This window comes from Nonomuraea sp. NPDC049421, from assembly GCF_040677005.1.
Classification (GTDB): domain Bacteria; phylum Actinomycetota; class Actinomycetes; order Streptosporangiales; family Streptosporangiaceae; genus Nonomuraea; species Nonomuraea salmonea.
Genome location: NZ_JBFAQA010000032.1, coordinates 70,519 through 93,200, shown reverse-complemented (window position 1 = coordinate 93,200; position 22,682 = coordinate 70,519). Strand labels below are relative to the sequence as shown.

Genomic DNA, 22,682 nt, shown 5'->3' with positions numbered 1-22,682 from the left:
CGTGACGGGACGACACCAGGTGGTCGTCAACGACGAGGACCAGTACTCGCTGCTGCCCCTCGACCGGCCGCTCCCGGACGGCTGGCGGGCCACGGGCTTCACCGGCGACCGGCAGGAGTGCCTGGACCACATCGACGAGGTCTGGACGGACATGCGCCCCCGCAGCGTACGGCTGCGCCAGGAGGCGGAAGGGAGCGCGCGGTGAGCGGTGACGTGGAACGCAGGCTCGCCGACCTGGTGGCCGCCGTGTCCGACGGTGAGATCAGCGCCGAGCAGGCGCTCGCCGGCGATCACTCGCTGTCGGCGCTGGGCCTGACCTCGCTGGCGTGGATCAGGCTCATCGACGCGATCGAGGACGTCTTCGGCGTGGACGTCGACCTCGGCGGCGACCTGTCCGCCTTCGACCGCGTGGACGCGCTCGCCGCCCACGTGTCGGGCCTGCTGGACGTCCGATGACCACCCCGCCCATGGCGACCGCCTCGGTCCGGTTCAGCGGCACCAGGGACGGCGAGGCGCCGCTGACCTGGGGGCAGCGGCTGATGTGGCGGGCCGTGCACCTGATGGGTCCCAGCCAGTCGTTCCTCAACTGCCCCTGGGTGCTGCCGGTGCACGGCAGGCGCGACCTGCCGACCGTGCTGAACGCGCTGCGCCGGATGCTCGAACGCCACGAGAGCCTGCGCACCACGTTCACCGACACGCCTGACGGCCCGGTGCAGCGGGTGGCGCGCACCGGCGAGCTGACCGTCGAGCTGGTGCGGAGCGGCCCAGAAGGACCGCTGGGCACCGCCGCGCGCATCGCCGACGAGCTGGGCACCACCGTCTTCGAGCACGGGGCGGACCTGCCGCTGCGCTGCGTCATCGTGCTCGCCGACGGCCGGCCGCGCGCCCTGGCCTTCGCCTTCTCACATCTGGCGGTGGACTTCCAGGCGCTGAGTCTGCTGTCGGCCGAGTGGCGGGCGCTGCTGCGCGGCGACACCCTGCCGGCGCCGCCGTGGCAGCCGATGGAGCAGGCGGCGCTGGAACGCGAGGAGCCGTTCCTGGCCCGCTCGCGGCGGTCGATCCGCTACTGGCGCAAGGTGCTCGAAACCGTCCCGCTCGAGGTGTTCGACCATCCGCCGGGGGAGCCGGAGGAGCCCCGGTTCATCGAGGTCGGCATGGAGTCGGTGGCGCTCGCCGCGGCGGCCGTGCGGCTGGCCGAGCGGCTGACGATCAGTACGACGAGCGTGCTCATCGCCGCCTGCGCCACCGTCCTCGCCGTCACGAGCGGCCGGCCGCGGGCGGTCATGCAGCTCGTCCACAGCAACCGGCGCGACCCGCGCACCCGTCCGCTGGTCGCCACCGTGGGCCAGGACGCCCTGCTCGTGCTCGACCTGCCGGGGACCGGCTTCACCGACACCTGCCTGGCCGCCCACCACAGCGCTCTCATGGCCTATCGCAACGCCCACTACGACCCGTTCGAGATGCGGGCCATGCGCGAGGAGATCGGCCGCATCAGGGGCGGCGAGCCCGACCTCGACGCCTTCTTCAACGACCGGCGCGGCGACGGAACCTGGCCGAACCTGCCCCGCGTGACCGGCGAGGACCTGACCCCGCTGACGGCGAAGACCCGTACGTACGTCACGAACGCCTGGCCCGGGGTCCGGTTCAAAGCGTTCTTCACCCTCGGCACCGCCCCCGACACCGGACAGCTCAGCCTCATCATCGACACCGCGTACCTGACCAGGCAGACGGCGACGGCCATGCTGCGCGCCGTCGAGACCCTGGTGGTCCGCACCTGCACCGAGGACGTTCCCATCGCCGCAGTCAAGGATCTCGTCCCACCAGCCGAATCGGACATTGCTCTAAAATCACGCACGTGATCGAGTGGCGTAGCGAGGACGTGCCGCCCGCCGAACGTTTCGACTGGTGGTGCGGGCTCATCGGGCGGCACATGATGCCGCTGCGGATCAGCAGCGAGCACGAGGACGACTATCGGGCCTCGCTGAAGGTGCTGAGCCTGGGGCAGGCCACCGTGTCGGCGCCCCGCTACCCCGATCTGCACACGCTGCGCACCGCCCGGTTCGTCCGCCAGGGGGATCCCGACCAGTGGTGGATGACGCTGACCTGCTCCGGGTCGATGTCGTTCGAGCAGGGCGGCCGGCGCGCCGACCTCGCGGCGGGCGACCTGATGCTGATGGACACCTCGCAGCCGTACGGCAGCCGGGTGCACTGCCGCGACGGCGGCCTGGCCGGGATCATCTCGCTGCAGGTGCCGCGCGCCGCGCTGCCCGTCCCCGAGCAGAAGCTGCGCCGGCACGTCGCCAGGCCGCTGCCGTCCGCCCGGGGCTCGGGGGCGCTGCTGGCCCAGTTCCTGCGCGGCCTGGTGCGGGAGGGGCGCGCGCTGGGCGACGCCGAGAGCGACGCGCTGGGCAGGGCGGCGGTCGAGCTGACCGCCGCGTTCCTCGCCGAGCAGGCGGACGTGACCCGCCTGCTGCCCGAAGAGACCCGCAGGCAGACGCTCGCGCGGCAGATCAAGGCGTACGTCCGCGAGCACCTCGGCGACGTCACGCTGAGCCCCGCGCGGATCGCCGCCGCGCACAACATCTCCCTGCGCTACCTGCATAACGTCTTCGAGGACGAGCAGCAGACCGTCAGCGAGTACGTCAGGACGCAACGCCTGGAACGCTGCCGCGCCGACCTGGCCGACCCCCGCCTCGACCGGCGCGGCGTCGCCGAGATCGCGCGGCGCTGGGGCATGCCCGACGCCGCCGCCTTCAGCCGCGCTTTCAGGCGGGCGTACGGCATGCCGCCCGGCGAGTACCGCCGGCATCTCGATCGCGCCCGGTGACAACCACTGTGCGCTCACCGCCAATGACCGCCGTCCGCGGCCTCGTTAGATTCTCATCCCGCACAAGGGGGATGCGGAGATGCCGGAGGCGAAGGGGATGTGGTCGAGGCGGTCGGTGCTGGTGGCCGGAGGGCTGCTGGTCGCCGGGTGTGGGGGGCCGCCGCGGCCGTTCATCCAGAGCGAGGACTACGACACCGGCGCCTCGGGCAAGCAGCGCCTGCGCAAGATCCTGGAGCGCCGGGCCGCGGCCCTGATGAGCGGTGACGAGAGCGCGTACCTGGCGGATCTGGACGACTCCGACGACGAGCTCATGCGGTACGAGAAGCTGGTCTTCGCGAACCTGCGGCAGTTCGAGCTGGCCGAGGTCAGGCACAGCACCGCGTACACCACCGAGCGGCCCGGGTCCGGCGGCGAGATCAGCCTCGGGCCGATCGTCCGGGTGGTGAAGCTGACCGCGGACGCCGGTCCCGGTGACATCGCGCCCGCCGAGTCGTTCGTCTACCGGATGAAGGACGACGTGATCACCGGCATCACCCGGGTCACGCTCAAGAACCGGCCGGCGCAGAGCGGCAGCGCGCCGGCGGCCGAGGCGCCCTGGCACACCGACCGGCTCAAGGTGGTGCAGGTGGGGGAGAAGGTGTGGCTGGCGGGCGACCGCAGCGTCACCGACCTCGACCGCTACGCCGCCGTCACCGAGCGGGAGCTGGGCATCATCGAGCGGCTGTGGGGCGACCGGCTCACGTACCCGGGGCACGTCCTGTTCTTCACCCGCGACGCGGGCAACTTCCGCCAGTGGTTCGGCAGCCCGGGCATCGCCAACGCCCTGGGCGTGCAGTACCGGGAGCTCGGCGTGGGCAGGAACGGCAAGCTCCACCAGGGCGAGTACGCCGCCTCGCGCATCGTGGTCAACCTGAGCGGCCACGGCGACGCCGACCCGGCGAGCACGATCCGCCACGAGCTGACGCACGCGGTCAGCGCGCGGGCCACCATGGCCAACGTGGGCGAGCTGGGCCCGCCCACCTGGGCGATCGAGGGCTTCGCCCGCTACACCGAGACGGTCGGCGACGCGGCGCGGGCCGCCGAGATCCGGTCACAGGTGGTCGCCGGGGTGCGGGGTGGTCTGTTCCGCGGCACGCCGCCGTCCAATGAGGACTTCTACGGCGGCGACGGCATCCACTTCAACTACGCCCTCGGCTCGACCGTGTTCAGCCTGGCCGAGCGGCTCAAGGGCCGGGACGCGGCGGTCGAGCTGTACGCGCGGGTGATCGAGCGCGTCAGCTCCGGCGCCTCCTTCTTCGAGTTGCCGATCTTCGACAGGATGGCGCGGGACGTGCTCGGCCTGTCCGCCGCCGCGTTCCGCAGCCGGTGGAACCAGTACGTACGGAACGGTGCATGAGGTGACCGGACGCTCCCGCCGGCTCGTGATCCTGGCGGCCGGCCTGGCCGCCTTCCTCGCGGCGGGCACGGGCTCGTACCTGTACGCCGGTGACCTGCGCGCCGGCCAGGTGACGCAGTCGTGCGGCGCCCGCGCCTGCATCCCAGGCGTCAAGGCGCCCGCGCTGCTCGACGCGCTCAAGGGCCGCGGCCACGAGTGCGAGGACACCTCGGGCGTCTGGCTGTGCGAGATGGTGGTCGGCTCGATCGGCTTCCAGGCGCGGGTGAACGTCTCCGACGGCGGCGTGCACCGGCTGACCGGCACCGTCTTCCACGCCGACGGGGACCCGCTGACCGAGGCGGGGCTGGCGTACCTGACCTGGTTCGCCGTCCTGCCGTACCGCGACGACCCGGCGGCCACCGCCCAGATCCGCGACTGGCTGTCCACGATGATCGAGGCCGACAAGGACACCCAGGCCACGATCCTCGACTACACGTACGTGCTGGTGACGTCCAAGGACGACGCCGTGCAGCTCGACATCAGGATTGCGACATGACCGCAGGCCAGCGCTCTCCCGACGGCCGCTTCTGGTGGGACGGCTCCGCCTGGCGGCCCGTCCAGCCCGCCCCGCAGCCCCCGTACCCCTACCGCCCCCCAGCACCTCAGCCCCCGGCGAAGAAGGGTCTCGTGCTTCCGCTCGCCGCCGTGACGGTCGCGGCCCTGGTGCTGGGCATCGTCCTGGGCGGCGGCACCGGCTGGCTGACCACCGAGCCCGGAGCGGGCGCCGCCGCACTCACCTTCGGCGACGACTTCCCCGACGTGGACGACCAGTACCTGCCCGGCGTCACCCTCACCTTGATCGTCGACGAGTGGATGAAGAAGGCCAACTCCTACACCTGCACCAACAAACCCGGCAACCCGGACACGTGGAGCAAGGCCAAGCAGTGGATGCGCTGCCTGCCGCCCGGCGACGACGAAAGCAGGTACGTCGACATCGAGTACGACTCGGCCCGCAGGATCCGAGTCCTGAAGGCCACCTGCCACCTCGGCACCCGCGCGGAGGCCTGCACGACGCTGTTCGCCACAATGGCGGACGCGGCCCTGGTCCCCCAGGCGGAGTTGCGCAAGCGAGCGATGGCCTGGGCCACGAAGAACGCCGCGAGCGACCGCGGCACGATCATCGGCGGCATCCGCCTCCAGGCCGACCTCTCCCCCCACAGCCTCCGCCTCACCCCGGAGTCGTGATCGCAGATCGCCTACAGGGTGACGACGGTGCCGGTCAGGCGGGATTCCTCGGCCGCCCAGGCGATCTCGTGGCTGTGCAGGCTCTCCCCCGGGTCCGACAGGATCGCGGCGGGGTCGTCGTGGTCGAGGGCGTCCAGGAAGGCGGTGACCAGGCCCTGGTCGCCGCCGCCGTGGCCGTCCGCGGGCGGGTTCGTGTCGATGACCTCGGTCTCGCCGGTCACGAAGTCGGTCACGGTGAGCCGGGCGCCGTCGCCCTCCAGGTAGCCGTGCGTGCCGAAGATGCGGGTCTTGCGCAGGGCCGCCGGTGAGAAGGCGGTCATGGTGAACGAGGCCGTCGCGCCGCCGTCGAAGTCGAGGTTCACCACCTGGTGGTCCACGACGTCGTTGTCGCACGCGTACACGCACCTGCCGTACGGGCCCTCGCGCAGTGCCCGCAGCAGGCCCGCCTCCGACGGGTCGTCGGTCAGGACGGCCAGGGGCCAGCGCTGCTCCTCGCCCACGTAGGGCTGGTAGATGCGCCTGGCGTCATAGGGGCAGCCGGCCGCGACGGCGCAGTCGAGGCACCGGTCGGCGGCGCCCGCGGGCCGGTTCTCGGCCGTGAAGTGCTTCAGGCCGCCGAACGACGACACCCGCGTGACGCGGCGGCCCATCACGTACGTCAGCCAGTCGAGGTCGTGGCACGACTTGGCGAGCAGCATGAACGTGGCCTCGTCCGTACGGCGCCAGTTGCCCCGCACGTAGGAGTGGGCGTGGTGCCACCAGCCGACGGGCTCCAGGTGCTCGATGGTGACGATCTCCCCGAGCCGCCCGCTGTCGAGCACGTCCTTCACCTGCCGTGTGTAGGTGGTGTAGCGCAGCACGTGACAGACCGCGAACACCACGCCGGAACGCTCGGCCGCCGCGACGATCCGCCGGCAGTCCTCCAGGTCGATGGCCATCGGCTTCTCCAGCAGCACGTGGTAGCCCAGCTCGGCGAAGCGCACCGCCGGCTCCACGTGGTCGGCGTCCAGCGTCGCGATCACCACGGCGTCCGCGATCCTGGGCCGCGCGGCGAGCTCCCGCCAGTCGCCGAACGCCAGGGCGTCCGGGTGTTCGGCGAGCAGCGCGTCCCTGCGCCGCGGATCGGGCTCCGCCACGGCGGTGAGCCTGGCACGACCGTCCATCGTCGCGTACCTCGTGTACTTCGTCCCCCGGTCGCCCGCCCCGACCAGGGCCAGCTCGATGTGCGGCATGCTCTCAGCTCCAGTTATGTAAAGACGCGACATAAAGCTAGAGTTGCGCCAGTCCTATGGTCAAGGGGCCTTATGACGACTCATGACACCGCGCTGCTGCGCCGGCTCAACACCCGCGCCACCCTGCACGCCCTGCGCAGGGACGGGCCGCAGACGCTGACCCGGCTCGCGCGCGCCGCCGGGCTGTCGCGGCAGACCGCCGAGGTGGCGCTCGCCGACCTGACCGCGCGCGGGCTCGCGCGGGAGGTCGCGCCGGCCGAGGGCGGCACGGGACGTCCGGCCCGGCGCTTCGCGTTCAGGGCGGAGGCGGGTCACGTCGTCGGCCTCGACGTGGGACCGCGCCGCATCCTCGCCATGCTGGCCGACCTCAACGGCGACGTGCTCGGCGAACACCGGCTCGACACCGGCGAACACCTGCCCGCCGCCGAACGCCTCGCGCTGGCCGAGCGCGCCGCCACCGCCTGCGTCGAGGCCGCCGGGCTGGCGCGCGGGGACGTGTGGGCGGCCACGGCGGGCACCTCGGGCGTCGTGGACCGGCCGGGCCGGGTGTCGGTCTCGACCCTCATCCCCGGCTGGACGGGGCTCGACCTCGCCGGGCAGGTCGGCCGCTGGTTCGGCTGCCCCGGCTTCGCGGCGAACGACGCCAACCTCGCCGCCGTCGCCGAGCACTGGCGGGGCAGCGCCCGCCACGTCGACGACGTCGTCTACGTGCTCACCGGCTACCGGTCCGGCCACGGGCTGCTGCTCGACGGCCGCCTGCGCACGGGCCGCACCGGCAGCGCCGGCGAGCTGGGCAGACTGCCGCTCACCGGCTGGGAGGACGCGTCCGCCGTGCTCGCCGAGACGGGCCGGGACGCGGACGAGCTCTTCGCGGCGGCGCGGGCGGGCGACGCGCAGGCGCTCGCGCTGGTGGACCGGCTCGCCCGCGGGCTCGCGCGGGGCGCGTCCGTGCTCGTGGTCGCCGTGGACCCCGAACTGGTCGTCGTGGGCGGCGGGCTCGCCCGCGGCGGCGAGGTCCTGCTGGAACGCATGCGCGCACATCTGGCCGACATGTGCCTCAACCCGCCCGAGGTCGCGCCCTCCACGTTCGGCGAGGAGAGCATCGCGTACGGCGCCGTACGCATGGCGCTCGACCACGTCGATCAGGAACTCATGGACCCTTACGAAGGAACCGCGTCCCGCCGTCGTACACGATGAGCACCTCGTCCCCCGGCCGCCAAGCGTCGATCGTCTCCCCGGCGTGCACGAGGAACGGCGACCGCGTGCGAGCCGGAGCCGCTGAGCCGGCGCACGAACTCCTCGAACACCTGGAGCCCGAACACCTGGAGCCGCGCCACATGCTCCACGTTGACCCGCTGGTTCCGCTGTGCGCGAAGCGGGCGGGACGGCGGCTCGTCGTCTCCCTATCGTGGGGACTATGGCCTCCTCTTTCCAGCAGTCAGCCTCCGTCACGCCGCTGCGTCCCGCCGCCGAGCGCACCGCGCTCAAGCCCGCCCCGGCTGCTCGCGAGCCGCTGTGGCGGGAGGCGCTCGGCGAGTGCCTGCGGAGCATGCGGCAGGAGCGGGGCGAGAAGCTGAGTGACACGGCGGGGCGCGCCGGGGTCTCGCCGCAATATCTCTCCGAGATGGAACGAGGCGTCAAGGAGCCGTCGAGTGAGATGATCGCGGCGGTCGCCGGCGCGCTCGATGTGACCCTGGTCGATCTGACGCTCGCCGTCGCCGACCGGGTGCGGTCCGCTCAGCGCGGCACGTCGCAGGGCGCCGTCTGCCTGGCCGCGTAGCGCGGGCCTAGCGGTGCTCCTCGATGATCTGGTCGATGAGCCCGTATTCCATGGCCGCGGCCGCGGTGAACACGCGGTCGTGGTCGGTGTCGGCGCGCAGGGTCTCGATGCTCTGGCCGGTGTGCCGTGACAGGATGCGCTCGATGTCGGCCCGCACCCGTACGACCTCGTCGGCCTGCAGGATGAGGTCGGGGATCGTGCCGCGGCCCTGAGCGGCCGGCTGGTGCAGGATCACGCGGGCGTGGGGGAGAGCGGCGCGTTTCCCCTCGGCCCCCGCGGCGAGGAGGACGGCGCCGACCGCGACGGCCTGCCCGACGCAGGTCGTCGAGACCCGCGACCGGATGTGGCGCATGGTGTCGTAGATCGCGAGCATCGCGCTCGGATCCCCGCCCTCGCAGTTGATGTAGAACTGGATCTCCCCGTCGGGGTTGTCCGACTCCAGGAAAATCAGCTGCGCGATGAGCGCATTGGCGACGCCCGCGTCGATCGCGGTGCCGAGATAAACGATGCGCTCGGTGAGCAGATGCGAATAGACATCCATGATCCGCTCGCCACGGGGATTCTGCGCGATGACATTTGGAATCGTGTAGGAACTCACTTGGCGTCTCCTTCTGCCACGCCGAATCCGGGTCGCGGACGAGCGTGCGGGGCTATTTCGTCAAAGGACTGCACGATCGCGTCGATGAACCCGTATTCGCGCGCCTCCTGCGCGGTGTACCAACGGTCGTGCAGCGAATCCTCGAAGATGCGCTCGACGGGCTGGCCGGTGTCCTCGGCGATGAGCCCGAGCACCGTGTCGCGGGTGTGCCGCAGGTCGTTGGCCTGCAGTTCGATGTCGACGGCGGTGCCGCCGATGCCCGCCGAGCCCTGGTGCATCAGGACGCGGGAGTGCGGCAGGGCGCGGCGCTTGCCCTTGGTCCCCGACGACAGCAGGAACTGACCGGCGCTGTAGGCGATGCCGAGCACGAGCGTCGAAACGTCGCAGGGAATGAGACGCATGACGTCGCGAATGGCCAGCATCGCGGGCACCGAGCCGCCCGGCGAATGAATCCACAAGGCGATGTCGGCCGACGGCTCCTGAGTGGCGAGCGCCATCAGCTGCGTCGCCAGCAAAGTGCCGTTGTCGTCGTCGAGCGGGCCGTCGAGAACGAGAATGCGCCGCTCGTAAAGCTCACGTCGCATTCGCCGGTCGAACAGCGGAACTTTCTCTTCTTCGCTCATGCGTCCATCATGTGCGGCCCTTCGGAGCGGAGTCGCCTGGATCTGCCTGTGGCAGATCTGCTGTGAGCAGCGTGGCCGGCCTGGAAGCCTGTGGCGGATCCGCGGCGGGTTCGCGGCGGGTTCGTGGTGGGTTCGCGGTGAGTTCGCGGCGGCCGGACGGTCTCTACGGATGTCCCGGTCACTCTTCCCCCGGCCACTGGAGGGTTCCCATGATCGAACGCGGCGAGTCGACGTTCCTGAAGGCGGGGCCGCGCCGATGAGCGTCGTCGCCCGCCCGCCGATCGTCACCGGGGCGTTGCTGGTGCGGATGGCCACCGTGGTGGCCTCGTCGATCGGGTTCTTCCTGCCGTTCTCCGTCGTCCCCGAGTACGCCGAGCGCTCCGCCGGCCCTGCCGTGGCCGGCGCCGCGAACGCCGCCCTGCTCGTGACCACCGTCGCCGTCGAACTCGCCGCGCCCGCGCTGGTCGCCAGGATCGGCTACCGCTGGGCGCTCGGCCTCGGCCTGCTCGCCCTGGGCGCGCCCACCCTCGTCCTCCTCGCCTCCTCCGACGCCGCGGTCGTCATCGCCGTCAGCGCCCTGCGCGGCGTGGGCTTCGCGATCACTGTCGTGGCGGGCGGCGCGCTCACCGCGGAACTGGTCCCCGCCGAGCGGCGCGGTGAAGGGCTGGCGCTGGTGGGCCTGGTCAGCGGGGTCAGCGCGCTCGTGGCGCTGCCCACGGGGAGCTGGCTCGCGCAGGTCGCGGGTTATGGGGTCGTCTTCGCCGCGACCGCCGTCGTCCCGATCGTGTCGGTGCTGACCGTCCCGTTCCTGCCGGGCCGTCCCGCGATGGCGGAACGGGTCGCGGCGGTGAAGCGGGCCGCGGGGGTGGAGCGGGCCTCAGGGGTTGAGCGGGTCGCAGGGGTTAAGCGGGCCGCAGGGGTGGGGGCCGGGCTGCGTACGCCGGCCCTGATGTGGCCGGCGGCGATCTTCGCCGCGTCGGCGGCGGGGACCGGCGTCCTGGCCACCTTCGTGCCGCTCGCCGTGCGCGGCGGACCGATCTGGCTCGCGCCGGCCGCGCTGCTGGCCCAGTCGGCCACCGCCGCGCTCGCCCGCTGGGTGGCGGGCCGCGCCGGCGACCGCCGCGGGCACGAGCGGCTGCTGCTGCCGGGGCTGCTGATGTCCGCCTCCGGGCTGGCCGCCGTGTCGCTGACCTCCTCCAGCGTGAGCGTCCTGGCCGGAGCGGCGGTGTTCGGCGCCGGATTCGGCGTCCTGCAGAACGCCACCATGACCATCATGTACGCCCGCGTACACCCCGAACAGTTCAGCACCGTCAGCGCCCTGTGGAACGCCGCCTACGACAGCGGCATGGCCGCGGGCGCCTTCGCCGTCGGCCTCCTGGCCCCGCTCACCGGCTACCCGCCGGCACTGCTGCTCACCGCAGCCCTCATGGCGGCCACCCTGCCCCTCATCCCCCGCGCCCGAAGAAGTCCATGAAGACCGGCCCTCCGGTGAGTGCCCAGTAGCGAGCTTGGCCATTGCGAGGGGACGGCCGAGGTTCGTGTCCCTGAACCACGGCGAGGTGCCCGGCTGCGGGTGAGGCGATGGTGGCGCCGGGTTCTCACGGGTGGACGCTGATGATGGTCTTGCCCTTGACGCGCTCGGTCGGGTTGAGGGCGGCGACGGCGTCGTTCAGGGTGGCGACGTTGCCGATGGCCATGCGCAGCCGTCCGTCGCGCACGCGCTGGGCGAGCTCGCTCAGCTGGGCAGGGTCCGACACGACGACGAAGTCGATCGCCAGGCCGTCGGCGGGGCGGGCCGCCACAGGGCCGGTGACGGACACCAGGGTGCCGCCGGGGCGTACCAGGGCGGCGGAGCGCCGTCCGATGTCGCCGCCGAGGACGTCGAAGACCAGGTCGACCTGTCCGACGTCCTCCAGGGCGTCGTTCTCCAGGTCGACGAACTCGTGCGCGCCGAAGTCGAGCGCCGTCTGCCGGGAGCCGGCGCGTCCGGTGCCGATGACGTGGGCGCCGGCCTCGCGGGCGAGCTGCGCCGCCATCGAGCCGACCGCGCCCGCCGCCCCGTGGACGAGGACGCTCTGCCCCGCGCGGACGCGCCCGTGGTCGAACAGCCCCTGCCACGCGGTCAGGCCCGAGATCGGCAGGCTCGCGCCCAGCGTGAAGTCGATGTCGCCCGGCAGCGGGGCGAGGTTGCGCGCTTCGACGGCCGCGTACTCGGCGAGCGCGCCGTCGCGGTACCAGTCGGTGATGCCGAACACCCGCTGACCCACCGACAGCCCCGTGGTGCCGTAGCCGAGCGCCACGACCACGCCGGCCAGGTCGTGGCCGGGGACCGACGGCGTCCTGTCATGGCCGGACCGGTCGACCCACGTCGAGGGCCACGTCAGCTCTCCCGAGGTGAACCCCGCCGCGCGCACCTCCACCAGCACGTCGTTCAGCCCCGGCTCGGGCTTGGGCCGCTCGGTCAGAGTCATTCCGGCCGTCCCTGCGGCCTCGTCCGTCGCCACGATCGCCTTCATGCGATGCCTCCCTGCATCCGGGTGCTCGCCGCCGTGACCGCGAGCTCGTCAATTTGGACTATTTCGTCCGCAACAATACCACCGGGGCGATGGCATGCAGCGGTCCTTTGCGGGGTCGTTCCGTAGAGATGGGGATGTGCTGGGCGGACTCTCTGGTCCATGGAAAAGGGATCAGCCGGGGTAGGCTGGGCGAGTGGGCAAGCCGGAGAACGCACCGACGGGACGCAGGCTTACGTCCCGTGGCGCCACGACCCGCGCGCGCATCGTGGCGGCCGCTCTCGAGCTGATGTACATGAAGGGCGTCAACGCGACCACGCTCGACGACGTAAGGGCCGCGAGCAACACCAGCAAGTCACAGCTCTACAACCACTTCCCCGACAAGGAGGCGCTGGTCCGCGCCGTCGTCGAGGCGCGCGCCGCGCAGGTCCTGGAGCGGGAGCGCGGGAATCTGGAGCGGCTGAGGTCGTTCAACGGCCTGGTCCGCTGGCGTAACGCGCTGGTGCAGCGTAACGCGCTGCAGAACGGCGCCTACGGCTGCGCGCTCGGCTCACTGGCGAGCGAACTGGCCGACCAGGACGACCAGGCCCGCACCACGCTGGCCGCCTCGTTCGCGGAATGGGAAGGGCTGCTGGCCGCCGGCCTGCGGCGGATGCGCGAGAGCGGCGTGCTCAGGCCCGAGGCCGACCCGGAGAAACTCGCCACAGGTCTGCTGGCCGCCCTCCAGGGCGGCTATCTGCTGGCCGAGACCGCCCACGACATCAAGCCCATGGAGGTCGCCCTCGACATGGCGCTCGACCACGTGAAGTCGTTCCTCGCCGGGTGACGGCGGGGGCAGGGCTCCGGTGCGCGGAGCGAGGTCCGCGCACCGATGAGGTCAGGCCGACGCCCGCTTCGGCAGCTTCCACCCGGGACGGGGGAAGTGGCAGGTGTAGCCGTTGGGGTATTTCTGCAGGTAGTCCTGGTGCTCCGGCTCGGCCTCCCAGAAGTCGCCCGCCGGGGTGACCTCGGTGACGACCTTGCCCGGCCACAGGCCCGAGGCGTCGACATCGGCGATCGTGTCCTCGGCGATCCGCTTCTGCTCGTCGTTGGTGTAGAAGATCGCAGAACGGTAGCTGAGACCGATGTCGTTGCCCTGGCGGTCCTTCGTCGTGGGGTCGTGGATCTGGAAGAAGAACTCGAGCAGCGCGCGGAAGTCGGTCTTGTCGGTGTCGTAGACGACCTCGATGGACTCCGCGTGGGTGCCGTGGTTGCGGTAGGTGGCGTGGGGAACGTCGCCGCCGCTGTAGCCGACGCGCGTCGACACGACGCCGGGCTGGTGACGGAACAACTCCTCCATGCCCCAGAAGCAGCCGCCGGCGAGAATCGCCTTTTCGGTGGTCATGTCGTCTCCTAAGAGTCGTCGGTGTCGCCGGAGAACAGGGTCTCTGATCGGCCGGCCCGGTCGTTCCCATGCAGCGAGCGGACGCGCCGGTCTATTCCCGCTGCCCGCGAGCAGCGGCCACATGACGAGCCTGCCCCGGTACGGCGCTTAGGAACTGGACTATATAGTCCTGTTTCCAGTCGGCCAAATCGTCGACGAGCCGAGATCCAGGACTTGCCCGGGCGGCCTCATCCACGCGGCCGCCTCACTTGAGTAGGGGGTACTCATGCGTTCCCCCGCGCCGGCGACCGATCCTTCGATCGGGAGCAATAGGCGACGTTCATTGGGGGAGCCATGGCGTCATCGCGAGTGCGCGTGCTCATCATGGTCGGCGTGCTCGGCCTCTTGGCGGCGGCCGGGGCCGTCTGGCTGGTCGGCGTCGCCACCGGCGACCCTGGAGGGTCGCCGGCCGGCGCCGGGGTGAGCATGCCGGTGGACGACGAGGACGTACCCGACCAGGACGTACGTGATGAGGACATACCTGATGAGGACGCATCTGACGAGGTGCGGTCATCCGCCGGCGAGCCGAAGTCCCAGGAGAAGCCCCAGGGCAACCACCGCAGGAGCGTCCGCTGGAACGGCGTGCGCCTGGACGGCTCCACCGGTGACGACGGTTGCGTCACCATCATCAACAAGACCTCGACCGTCGCGACGATCGAGTCGGTCTCCTTCGAGGTACGGTCGGGCCCCGGCCGGGCCACCGCCCGCTCGGCTCCCGGCCACTGCGAACCCACCGGCGACCCGCTGTGCCAGGGCGTCACGCTGCGGGCCGGCTCCCAGTGCCTCGCCGGCGCGGTCATCACGGGCGAGCCGTCCGACAGCCCGTACGTCATCCAGGCCGTCGTCCACTTCCGGTACAGGTGCGTCAACGTCGAGGACGCGCCCTGCCACGAGGTCCAGGACTGGGCCGGCCCGCCGCCGACAGAGCAACGGCCGGTGGAGATCAGGGGCGCGACCGCGAACAACGTCCCGCAGTTCGACTACTACATCGGGGACGAGACCGACACGACCGCCTCCCCGGAACCGTCCCCGGAGATCACGGAGACCCCGGACACGGAGGTTGAGGCCACACCCAGCGAGGACACGGCCACGACGCGGGAGGGAGAATGACGAGCGACGTCGAACAGGCGGACGCGCGGAAACCGCAGCCGACAGGCGAAGAACCGACCCTCCGCCGACCCGCGCGGGCGACGGAGCCCGCGCCCGAGCAGCCGGTCAGGGAGCCCGCGCCCGAGCAGAGCACGCCTCAGCGGCCAGCCGCGCAGACCGCGTCTGCGCAGACCGCGTCCGAGCAGTCGGCGGACGGCGGGCAGGAGCCGATCTCGACGCGGCTGCGGCAGTTCGCCGAGGCCGTGGGCCCCACGACGCTGGCCACCGCGGTGCTCATCTACTTTGGCTATGTGGCGACCCGCGCCCGCTTCGACTACTTCGGCGTCTCCCTGGAGATGGCGGACCTGTCCAACCAGAGCCTTCTCCTCTACGGCCTCGAGGTCGTGTACGTCCCGGCGGCCCTGATGTGCCTCGGCGCGCTCCTGGTCATCGCCGTCCACGCCGCCGTGTCCAGGCGACTGGCCCGCCGCCAGGGCGACCCGCTCAACACGTTCATGGCGGCCGTCATCGCGCTGATCGGGGTGCTGCTGGTCGCCCGCGCGCTGATCGGCATGTTCCTCCAGGACTCCCAGACGAGCGTCGTCATCGGCACGACACCGCTGGCCCTCGCGTTCGGCCCGGCCGCGCTGGCGTACGGGATCCACGTCCACGGCAAGAACCGCGGCCGCCCGCTCCTGTCACCCCGGCCGGCGAGGAACGGCGTGCTGAGCGTGGCGGGCCTGGCCGTCGCCGGCCTGTTCTGGGCCTCGACCACGGTCGCCTGGGCGTACGGGATCGGCCTCGGGGAGCAGGACGCCGCCGAGCTGTCCCAGCGCGCCGAGGTGGTCATCGACGTGAAGCAGGAGTTGCACGACGTGCCTGCGGGCATCACTCACACCCGGCTCCGCTCGACCGGCAAGGAACCCGGTTACGAGCACCGCTACCGCGGCTTCCGCCTCCTCCTCGCCTCCGGCGGACGGCTGTTCCTGGTCAACCCGCAGTGGAGACTGGGCCGCGACCAGACGATCGTCCTCCCGTACGACAACGGCGTCCGCATCCAGCTCATCTCGCAGCCCTGACCGCCACGAGGTCAGTAGGCGAGTTCGCCGATGCCGCCGTCGACGCGCAGGACGGTGCCGGCGGTGTAGGCGGACTCGTCGGAGGCGAGGTAGACGGCGGCCTTGGCCAGCTCGGTGGTGGTGCCGATGCGGTGGAGGGGGACGACGCGGCGGAACTCGTCGTAGATGGCGGCCTGCCGTTCCGGCCCGAGCGAGGCGAAGGTGTCCGTGAGGGTGGGGCCGGGGCTCAGGCCGTTGACCCGGACGCCGCGTTCCTTCAGCTCGTACGTCAGCCCGCGCGCGAAGGACAGCAGGCCCGCCTTCGCCGCGCCGTAGACGGCCGCGTTCTCGTGGCCGACGAAGGCGGAGACCGAGCCGACCAGGATGATCGAAGCCTGCCGCGACAGGAGCGGCAGCAGGGCCTTGATCAGGAAGAACGGGCCCTTGAGGTCGGTGGCGACGAGCCTGTCGAAGGCGTCTTCCGTCCACTCCTCGATCGGCAGATGGGTGACGTCGGCGGCGTTGCTCATCACGATGTCGAGCCGCGGCCACTCCTCGCGCAGCCGCGCCGCGAGCGCCGCCTGGGCGGGCACGTCGCCGGCGTCGCTGACGACGGTCAGCACCGGGCCGTCCAGCTGTTGGGCGGCCTCGTCCAGCCGCTTCTGTGATCGGCCGGTGATCGCGACGGCCGCTCCTTCGGCGAGGAACTGGCGGGCCGTCTCCAGCCCGATGCCGCTCGTCCCTCCCGTGATCAGTGCGTACTTCCCGGCAAGACGACTCATGGAGCTCTCCTCATAGTTCTGTGCAGTCGTTCAAAAAGTCGGCCAAGCGCCACCGTACGCTGTTTTGTGCAAGCGGTCAAAAAGTCATAACCTCAGGCCATGGCACGTACCGGGCGTCCCCGCGCATTCGACCAGAGCCAGGCGCTGGAGCGCGCGCTCATGCTCTTCTGGTCCCGCGGCTACGGCGCGACCTCCGTGCAGGACCTCGTCGAGGCACTCTCCCTCGAACGGGGGAGCCTGTACGGCGCCTTCGGCGACAAGCGGAGCTTCTACCTGGCCGCGGTCCGGCTCTACTGGGACACCTACGAGCGCGGGCTGATCGCGGCACTGCAGGAGGGGCCGGTGCTGCCGGCGCTGCGCGAGGTGCTCGTGACCCCGGCCGGCGCGCCGGAGGACACCCCCGACGCCCCACATGGATGCATGATCGGCAACACCACCGCCGAGCTCGTCCCGCAGGACGACGAGGCCCGCGAGGTCGTGGCCCGCGCGCACGCGCGGTTCATCGAGATCGTCGCCGGCGCGCTGCGGCGCGCGCAGGCCGAGGGCGAGGTCACCACGGCCGCCACCCCGGAAGCCCAGGCGCAGCTTCTGCTCTTCACCGTTCAGGGCCTCTCCCTGGTCTCCCGCGCGGGGGTTGACCAGGCCGCCGCACTCGCCGCCGCCGACGCCCTGATCGGCGCGCTCCGCGCCTGACCCCCTGCGTCAGCGGGGGGTGCAGACGGTCAGGCGGAGGCCGGGGTCCTCGTTGGCCTGGAAGGTGGCGTAGTCGAAGGCCCGGCCCCGTGGACCTGGTGCTCGACATCCTGCCGCCCGCGGCGGGGCCGGCTCCCGTGCGGGCCGCCGCCATGGCCGTGCGCGAGGGCGGCAGGATCGTGCTCATGGGCGGTGTCGGCATGCTGGACGGCGCGGAGCCGGCGCTGCCGTACCGGTGGCTGATGCGCAACAACGTGACGGTGCGCGGGCAGTGGATGTACCGGCGCGACGCCCCGCTGCGGCTGGTCGCCCTGGCCCGCTCCGGCCTGCTCGACCTGCGTCAGTGGGAGGTCACCGCGTTCCCGCTCGACGACGCCGTGGAGGCGGTGGCCCACGCCGCCGGCAAGGCCGCCCCCTTCCGGCTCACCGTGCTCCGTCCCTGACCCGGAGGGCGCGGGCGCACGAGGTGAGCGTCTCCGCGAGCGTCGCCCGGTCCTTGTCGTCGATGTCGGCCAGCATGACCGCCTCGATCGCGTCCAGCGAACGGTCGCAGCGGCGCAGCACGCGCAGACCCTCGGGGGTGAGGCGGGTGCGCAACGCGCGGCCGCCCCGGGGATGGGGGTCGCGGCGGATCAGGCCGCGTTGTTCGAGGTCGCGGATGACCAGGTTCATCGCCTGCGGGGTGACGAAGGCGATGCGGGCCAGGTCGGCCGAGGAGGGGGCGTCGCGCAGGCGCAGCTCGCTGAGCGCCATGTACGCGGTCGTCGTCACGCCGTGCCGGGCCAGCGCCTCGTCCAGGCAGGCGCGCACGAGGCGTTCCAAGCGGAACACCAGATAGCTCACGTGGGGCGGCGGCGGGTCCGGCGCGGCGGCCGAGGGGGTACCCGGATCGGTCACCAGGCGACGATATCGCGCTCTGTCCGGCATGTAAGTTTCACGGCGTTATCAAGGTCCTTGATAACAAGCTACTTGATAACCAGCGGAAACGGCCCGCAGTCGGATGATCTTGATCGGGTCCGCATTGACGCTGCACCGCGGCCCTTTTACGGTCCAGCGAACGACACCATCGAGAGGAGGAATCGCGCATGACACGATTAACGAAGATGCTGGCCGGTGCCTGCGCGGCGGCGCTCTTCGCCGTCATGTCCGTGGTGCTCGGCTCACCGGCCGCCGCCGCCAGCCTGGTCGAGGTGACCGGCTTCGGCAGCAACCCGGGCAACATGCGCATGCACGTCTACGTACCGGACTCACGCCCCGCCGCGCCGGCCGTCGTGGTCGCCATGCACGGCTGCGGCGGCTCAGGCCCCGGCTTCCACCAGAGCAGCGAGTTCGCCTCGCTGGCCGACCGCTACGGCTTCATCGTCATCTACCCGACCGCCACGCAGTCGGCGGGGTTCGGCAACTGCTTCGACACCTGGTCGGACGCGGCCAAACGGCGCGGCGGCGGCAGCGACCCCGACTCGATCCTGTCGATGATCGGCTACGTCGAGCGGACCTACGGCGGCGACCGGAACCGCGTCTACGCCACCGGCAGCTCGTCCGGCGGCATGATGACCCAGCACATGCTCGCCGTCCACCCGGACGTGTTCAAGGCCGGTGCCTCCTTCATGGGCGTGCCGTTCAACTGCTTCGCCGGGGCCGCCGACTACCCGCCGGGCAGCAGCAGGTGCACCGGCGGCAGCATGGATCGCACGCCGCAGCAGTGGGGCGACGCGGTACGCCAGGCGTACCCGGGCTTCTCCGGCGTCCGGCCGCGCATTCAGCTCTGGCACGGCACCGCCGACACCCTGGTGCCGTACTCGCTGCTGCGCGAGTCGGTCGAGCAGTGGACGAACGTCTTCGGGCTGAGCCAGACCCCGACCAGCACCGACACCCCGCAGGCAGGCTGGAACCGCAGCCGCTACGCCGGCTCGTCCGGCACCGTGCAGGTGGAGTCGTACAGCATCCAGGGCGCCGGCCACGCGCTGCCGCAAGGCGGCATGGCCCTGTACGCCATCCAGTTCTTCGGCCTGACCAGCGCGGCCGACACCACGCCGCCGACCACGCCGGGCACCCCCGTCGCGTCCGGCGTGACCGCCACCGGCGCCACGCTGACCTGGACGGCCTCTACCGACCAGGGCGGCTCCGGCCTGGCCGGTTACACCGTCTACCGCGAGCAGGGCGCCACCGACCAGCAGCTCGGCCAGTCCACCACGAACTCGATCACCCTCACCGGGCTGAGCGCCGGCACCCAGTATCAGGTGTACGTACGGGCGCGTGACGGTGCGGGCAACCTGTCGGGCAACTCCGCGACGGTCACCTTCACCACGACCTCCACGGGAGGCGACACGACGCCGCCTACCGCCCCGTCCGGCCTGGCCGCGTCGGGCACCACCGCGAGCGGCACCACCCTGACCTGGACGGCCGCCACCGACGACACCGGCGTGACCGGCTACCGCGTCCTGCGCGCCACGAGCGGGACGTTCGCCCAGGTCGGCACCTCGGCCACCACCTCGTTCACCGACTCGGGCCTGACCGCGAACACCACCTACCGCTACCAGGTCCGCGCGTACGACGCCGCGGGCAACGTCTCCGAGGTCTCGAACACCGTCGAGATCACCACCTCCGAGGGTGGCACGAGCGGCGCGTGCTCGGCCGTCCCGGCCGTGCAGTCCCAATGGGGCACCGGGTACGTGATCCAGCCCCTGACCGTCACGAACACCGGCACCTCCACCATGACCGGCTGGACCGTCACGTTCACCCTGCCGGCCGGCCACACCCTGACCGGCTCGTGGAACGGCACCGTCTCCACCAGCGGCAGGACCGTCACCGTACGGAACGTCGGACACAACGGCACGCTCGCGCCGGGAGCGAGCACCGGGAGCTTCGGCTTCCAGGCGACCCGGCCGAACGGCGACACCGCCCTGCCCTCCGGCTACACCTGCGCCTGACCACCGGCGGACACGCGCACCGCTGAGCCCTCGGATCGAGGGCTCAGCACCGCCTGCACCGTCACGCGGCAGACCTCAGCGCCGCCGCCGTGGCGACGAGCAGGGCCAGCAGCAGGACGATTGCCAGGAAGACCTGCCCGTGCAGGCCGAGAACGAAGACGGTCCGGCCGGCGAACTCCGGGTCGTACGTGGCGGTGCCGGGGAACAGCAGCGCGCCGACCATGCCCAGCCACGGCGTGGCCAGCACGGCGGCGGCCGGCACCAGGGCGTCCCGCCCTGGCCGCAGCGCGAGGACCAGCCCGATGAGACCGAGGAGCACGGTCATCACCATGTACTGGGCGTCGTGGAACTTGGCGTGCGGCGGCCAGGCCGGGTTGAAGGCGTGCTGCGCCGCCAGGTCGGGGATGACCAGGTCGGCCAGCACCGCGCCGGCCATGGTGATCACCGCGACGGCGATGATCAGAATTCGGGGGAGTCGCATCAGATCGTCCAGGTGTAGGCGGGGGTGAGCGAGCGGTCGAAGAGCGCGTACGGAAGGAGCGGAAGGACCGCGTCCCGCAGCGTGGTCAGCGGTGTGGAGGTCCAGTGCGCGGCGGCGCCGGCCTGGCGGGAACGCCTGGCGATCCGCTGGGTGCGGGGTCTGCGGGCGCTGTCGTAGGCCGCCAGCCCCGGCCGTACGCCGAGCGTGTCCACCGCGCGCGCCAGCGTGACCGCGTCCTCGAGCGCCTGGCAGGCGCCCTGCCCCAGGTTGGGGGTCATGGCGTGGGCCGCGTCGCCGAGCACGGCGACGTTCCCGCGCACGTAGGCGGGCAGCGCGGGCAGCTCGTACGTGTCGTGCTGCAGCACCGCCTCCTCCCGCGCGGAGCCGAGCAGCGCAGGGATGGGGTCGTGCCAGCCGGCGAAGCGCCCGCGCAGCTCGTCCAGGCCGATGCGGGAGCCGGCCGGGGCGTTGGCCATCGCGTAGCAGTAGACGCGGCCGTCGGGCATCCGCACGTACCCGAACCGCTCGCCGCTGCCCCACGTCTCGGCGCTCCCCTCGACGGGCTGCGGCGGCGCCAGGAAACGCCAGGTGGTGTAGCCGACGTAGCGCGGGCCGGGATGATCCGGCCAGAGCGAGCGCCGGGTCACGCTGTGCACGCCGTCGGCGCCGACCACGAGATCCGCGGTGGACGTGCCCTCGCTGTGGTGAACCGTGCCGTCGGGGTGCACGTGCCGTACGTCGATGCCGGGCCGCAGCGCCTCCGGCGGAACGGCGGCGCGCAGCAGGTCCACCAGGGCCGCCCGGTGCACGGTCACCCACGCGCCGAAGCGGCGCTTCAGGTCCTCGGCGTCGTTGCGTACCAGCCAGTCCCCGCGCCTACCGCGGATGCCGGCGGGCGGCTCGGCGAGACCGCCCGCGCGCAGCCGCTCGCCCAGGCCGACGGCGTCCAGGGCGCGAAGACCGTTGGGCTGGATGGTCAGCCCGGCGCCCACCTCGGTGAACGCGGCGGCCCGTTCGAGCACCTCCACCTGCCGGCCGCGCCGGTGGAAGGCGACGGCCGTGGCGAGCCCGCCGATGCCGCCGCCCACGATGATCACTTTCATGGTGTCTCCTCGGCTAGTGCAGGCCGCGCTTGCCCGGGGCCCAGAAGGGTTTGACCTTGATGGACGTCCGTGGCCAGTTGCGTTCGCGGACGAGGAAGTCGCGGACCATCTGGCACGTCCGCGCCTCGCCCGCCACGTAGGCGGCGCCGGTGTTGCCCGGCAGGTCCAGCGCGGCGACGGCGTCGAGCAGCACCCGCGAGGCCACGGCCGGGGAGCCGCGGCGGTGGACGCGCTGTAGCGGCCTTCCCGGCAGGGGCAGGTCGTGCTCGGGGGCCTCGCTCTCCAGGACGCCGTGCACCTCGGCCGCGTCTCCCAGCGCCCTGATCATCGGTCCGAAGGCGGCGCCGGCGGTCTCCTCGCCGATGAAGACGTGGAAGTCGGCCTCGCGGGTGAAGAAGTCGCCCTGCGGCCACCAGAACGTCACCCGGTCGCCCGGCCTGGTTTCCCTGGCCCACGCGAGGCCGATGCCGTCGCCCTCGTACAGGTGGACGCGCAGCTCGATCGCCCTCCTGCCGGGGGTGAGCTCCCAGATCGTGTACGTGCGCAGCGTCTCGCCAGGGCGCAGGATGCCCGACACCGACAGCGGGTCCTTGAGCTGGATCCTGATGTGCTGGCCGGGGGTGTAGGAGAAGGCGACGGGCTGCTCGGTCTCCAGCCTGATGCGCCGGATGGCCGGGTTGACCTGCTCGGCGACGGTGATCGTCGCGTCCATGGCGTACTTGCCGAACAGCCGGTCGCGCACCGTGCGAGCCACGTCAGGACTCCTTCCGCCGCCGCAGGTGCGCGGACCTCGACATCCGCCACCACACGGCCGTGACCAGTGCCGGCACCGCGAGAAGAATCCACCACATGAGCTACTCCTTACTGCTTCTAAGTTTGTTTAGAGCCATTAAGGAAACATAGATGCCCTAAGATGTCAACGGCAGGCGA

26 protein-coding genes are annotated in these 22,682 nt (G+C 71.8%); 16 read left to right on the top strand and 10 right to left on the bottom strand.

The genetic code is table 11. The features are described from left to right. The first annotated feature begins 1 nt into the window (after window position 1). The 7 genes from AB0K18_RS40245 (at window position 2) to AB0K18_RS40215 (ending at window position 5,447) form a co-directional block, all read left to right on the top strand. A complete protein-coding gene (locus AB0K18_RS40245; protein ID WP_364925812.1) occupies window positions 2-205 on the top strand; it encodes an MbtH family NRPS accessory protein in 204 nt (67 codons plus the stop codon). Beyond that, window positions 202-456, top strand: coding sequence for an acyl carrier protein (locus AB0K18_RS40240; RefSeq protein WP_364925810.1), 255 nt, complete (start codon window positions 202-204; stop codon window positions 454-456). Before AB0K18_RS40245 ends, AB0K18_RS40240 begins: the two co-directional genes overlap by 4 nt. Then, entirely contained in the window at window positions 453-1,859 is a 1,407-nt protein-coding gene (locus tag AB0K18_RS40235; protein WP_364925808.1) for a condensation domain-containing protein, read from the top strand. The genes AB0K18_RS40240 and AB0K18_RS40235 overlap by 4 nt, the downstream gene beginning before the upstream one ends. Next, the gene (locus tag AB0K18_RS40230) at window positions 1,856-2,827 is read left to right on the top strand and encodes a helix-turn-helix domain-containing protein (protein ID WP_364925807.1); all 972 of its coding nucleotides are present in this window, start codon (window positions 1,856-1,858) and stop codon (window positions 2,825-2,827) included. Before AB0K18_RS40235 ends, AB0K18_RS40230 begins: the two co-directional genes overlap by 4 nt. A 79-nt stretch (window positions 2,828-2,906) precedes the next feature. Continuing rightward, the gene (locus AB0K18_RS40225; RefSeq protein WP_364925805.1) at window positions 2,907-4,223 is read left to right on the top strand and encodes a hypothetical protein; all 1,317 of its coding nucleotides are present in this window, start codon (window positions 2,907-2,909) and stop codon (window positions 4,221-4,223) included. 1 nt (window position 4,224) lies between these two features. Beyond that, window positions 4,225-4,758 carry a hypothetical protein gene (locus tag AB0K18_RS40220; RefSeq protein ID WP_364925804.1) on the top strand — a complete coding sequence of 178 codons (534 nt, stop codon included), beginning with the start codon at window positions 4,225-4,227 and terminating at the stop codon, window positions 4,756-4,758. Next, on the top strand, window positions 4,755-5,447 hold the full coding sequence (locus AB0K18_RS40215; protein WP_364925802.1) for a hypothetical protein: 693 nt from the start codon (window positions 4,755-4,757) through the stop codon (window positions 5,445-5,447). Before AB0K18_RS40220 ends, AB0K18_RS40215 begins: the two co-directional genes overlap by 4 nt. A gap of 11 nt (window positions 5,448-5,458) precedes the next feature. On the opposite strand, the gene AB0K18_RS40210 is transcribed toward AB0K18_RS40215, so the two are convergent. Then, window positions 5,459-6,679, bottom strand: coding sequence for a Gfo/Idh/MocA family oxidoreductase (locus AB0K18_RS40210; RefSeq protein ID WP_364925800.1), 1,221 nt, complete (start codon window positions 6,677-6,679; stop codon window positions 5,459-5,461). Between the two features lie 72 nt (window positions 6,680-6,751). Between AB0K18_RS40210 and AB0K18_RS40205 the strand changes: the two genes are divergently transcribed. Both AB0K18_RS40205 and AB0K18_RS40200 read left to right on the top strand, forming a co-directional pair. Continuing rightward, complete coding sequence (locus AB0K18_RS40205) at window positions 6,752-7,876, top strand: ROK family protein (RefSeq protein ID WP_364925799.1); 1,125 nt, start codon at window positions 6,752-6,754, stop codon at window positions 7,874-7,876. A gap of 220 nt (window positions 7,877-8,096) precedes the next feature. Beyond that, complete coding sequence (locus tag AB0K18_RS40200) at window positions 8,097-8,459, top strand: helix-turn-helix transcriptional regulator (protein ID WP_364925797.1); 363 nt, start codon at window positions 8,097-8,099, stop codon at window positions 8,457-8,459. Between the two features lie 7 nt (window positions 8,460-8,466). Here the strand turns inward: AB0K18_RS40200 and AB0K18_RS40195 are convergent, their stop codons facing one another. Both AB0K18_RS40195 and AB0K18_RS40190 read right to left on the bottom strand, forming a co-directional pair. Continuing rightward, window positions 8,467-9,057 (bottom strand): ATP-dependent Clp protease proteolytic subunit, encoded by a 591-nt coding sequence (locus tag AB0K18_RS40195; RefSeq protein ID WP_364925795.1) that lies wholly within the window; start codon window positions 9,055-9,057, stop codon window positions 8,467-8,469. Next, a complete protein-coding gene (locus AB0K18_RS40190; protein WP_345409011.1) occupies window positions 9,054-9,680 on the bottom strand; it encodes an ATP-dependent Clp protease proteolytic subunit in 627 nt (208 codons plus the stop codon). The genes AB0K18_RS40195 and AB0K18_RS40190 overlap by 4 nt, the downstream gene beginning before the upstream one ends. A gap of 256 nt (window positions 9,681-9,936) precedes the next feature. Between AB0K18_RS40190 and AB0K18_RS40185 the strand changes: the two genes are divergently transcribed. Beyond that, complete coding sequence (locus tag AB0K18_RS40185) at window positions 9,937-11,154, top strand: MFS transporter (RefSeq protein WP_364925793.1); 1,218 nt, start codon at window positions 9,937-9,939, stop codon at window positions 11,152-11,154. Window positions 11,155-11,278: 124 nt separating this feature from the next. Here AB0K18_RS40185 and AB0K18_RS40180 read toward each other — a convergent pair whose 3' ends face one another. Then, window positions 11,279-12,196: an NADP-dependent oxidoreductase gene (locus AB0K18_RS40180; protein ID WP_364925791.1), complete on the bottom strand. Its 918-nt coding sequence runs from the start codon at window positions 12,194-12,196 to the stop codon at window positions 11,279-11,281. A 193-nt stretch (window positions 12,197-12,389) separates the two neighbouring features. On the opposite strand from AB0K18_RS40180, the gene AB0K18_RS40175 reads away from it, so the two are divergent. Then, window positions 12,390-13,019, top strand: coding sequence for a TetR family transcriptional regulator (locus AB0K18_RS40175; RefSeq protein ID WP_364925789.1), 630 nt, complete (start codon window positions 12,390-12,392; stop codon window positions 13,017-13,019). A 51-nt stretch (window positions 13,020-13,070) separates the two neighbouring features. Here AB0K18_RS40175 and msrA read toward each other — a convergent pair whose 3' ends face one another. Further along, a complete protein-coding gene (msrA, locus tag AB0K18_RS40170) occupies window positions 13,071-13,577 on the bottom strand; it encodes a peptide-methionine (S)-S-oxide reductase MsrA (RefSeq protein ID WP_364925787.1) in 507 nt (168 codons plus the stop codon). Window positions 13,578-13,910: 333 nt separating this feature from the next. On the opposite strand from msrA, the gene AB0K18_RS40165 reads away from it, so the two are divergent. Both AB0K18_RS40165 and AB0K18_RS40160 read left to right on the top strand, forming a co-directional pair. Continuing rightward, window positions 13,911-14,726 (top strand): hypothetical protein, encoded by an 816-nt coding sequence (locus AB0K18_RS40165; RefSeq protein ID WP_364925785.1) that lies wholly within the window; start codon window positions 13,911-13,913, stop codon window positions 14,724-14,726. After that, window positions 14,723-15,784: a hypothetical protein gene (locus AB0K18_RS40160; protein WP_364925784.1), complete on the top strand. Its 1,062-nt coding sequence runs from the start codon at window positions 14,723-14,725 to the stop codon at window positions 15,782-15,784. Before AB0K18_RS40165 ends, AB0K18_RS40160 begins: the two co-directional genes overlap by 4 nt. An 11-nt stretch (window positions 15,785-15,795) precedes the next feature. Here the strand turns inward: AB0K18_RS40160 and AB0K18_RS40155 are convergent, their stop codons facing one another. Next, a complete protein-coding gene (locus AB0K18_RS40155) occupies window positions 15,796-16,545 on the bottom strand; it encodes an SDR family oxidoreductase (protein ID WP_364925783.1) in 750 nt (249 codons plus the stop codon). Between the two features lie 99 nt (window positions 16,546-16,644). On the opposite strand from AB0K18_RS40155, the gene AB0K18_RS40150 reads away from it, so the two are divergent. Next, a complete protein-coding gene (locus tag AB0K18_RS40150) occupies window positions 16,645-17,238 on the top strand; it encodes a TetR/AcrR family transcriptional regulator (RefSeq protein ID WP_364925781.1) in 594 nt (197 codons plus the stop codon). Between the two features lie 89 nt (window positions 17,239-17,327). Next, window positions 17,328-17,681, top strand: coding sequence for a hypothetical protein (locus AB0K18_RS40145; protein ID WP_364925780.1), 354 nt, complete (start codon window positions 17,328-17,330; stop codon window positions 17,679-17,681). Here the strand turns inward: AB0K18_RS40145 and AB0K18_RS40140 are convergent. Continuing rightward, window positions 17,662-18,135 carry a MarR family transcriptional regulator gene (locus AB0K18_RS40140; protein WP_364380797.1) on the bottom strand — a complete coding sequence of 158 codons (474 nt, stop codon included), beginning with the start codon at window positions 18,133-18,135 and terminating at the stop codon, window positions 17,662-17,664. The genes AB0K18_RS40145 and AB0K18_RS40140 overlap by 20 nt on opposite strands. Window positions 18,136-18,323: 188 nt before the next feature. On the opposite strand from AB0K18_RS40140, the gene AB0K18_RS40135 reads away from it, so the two are divergent. After that, window positions 18,324-20,168, top strand: a complete 1,845-nt coding sequence (locus tag AB0K18_RS40135) for a PHB depolymerase family esterase (protein WP_364925779.1) — start codon at window positions 18,324-18,326, stop codon at window positions 20,166-20,168. Window positions 20,169-20,229: 61 nt separating this feature from the next. Here AB0K18_RS40135 and AB0K18_RS40130 read toward each other — a convergent pair whose 3' ends face one another. From AB0K18_RS40130 to AB0K18_RS40120, 3 genes are read right to left on the bottom strand one after another with little or no spacing between them, the layout of a single operon-like run. Further along, entirely contained in the window at window positions 20,230-20,649 is a 420-nt protein-coding gene (locus tag AB0K18_RS40130) for a DUF6640 family protein (protein WP_364925777.1), read from the bottom strand. Further along, a complete protein-coding gene (locus AB0K18_RS40125) occupies window positions 20,649-21,752 on the bottom strand; it encodes an FAD-dependent monooxygenase (protein ID WP_364925775.1) in 1,104 nt (367 codons plus the stop codon). Before AB0K18_RS40125 ends, AB0K18_RS40130 begins: the two co-directional genes overlap by 1 nt. A gap of 13 nt (window positions 21,753-21,765) precedes the next feature. Next, a complete protein-coding gene (locus tag AB0K18_RS40120; protein WP_364925773.1) occupies window positions 21,766-22,506 on the bottom strand; it encodes a siderophore-interacting protein in 741 nt (246 codons plus the stop codon). Window positions 22,507-22,682 lie beyond the last annotated feature (176 nt).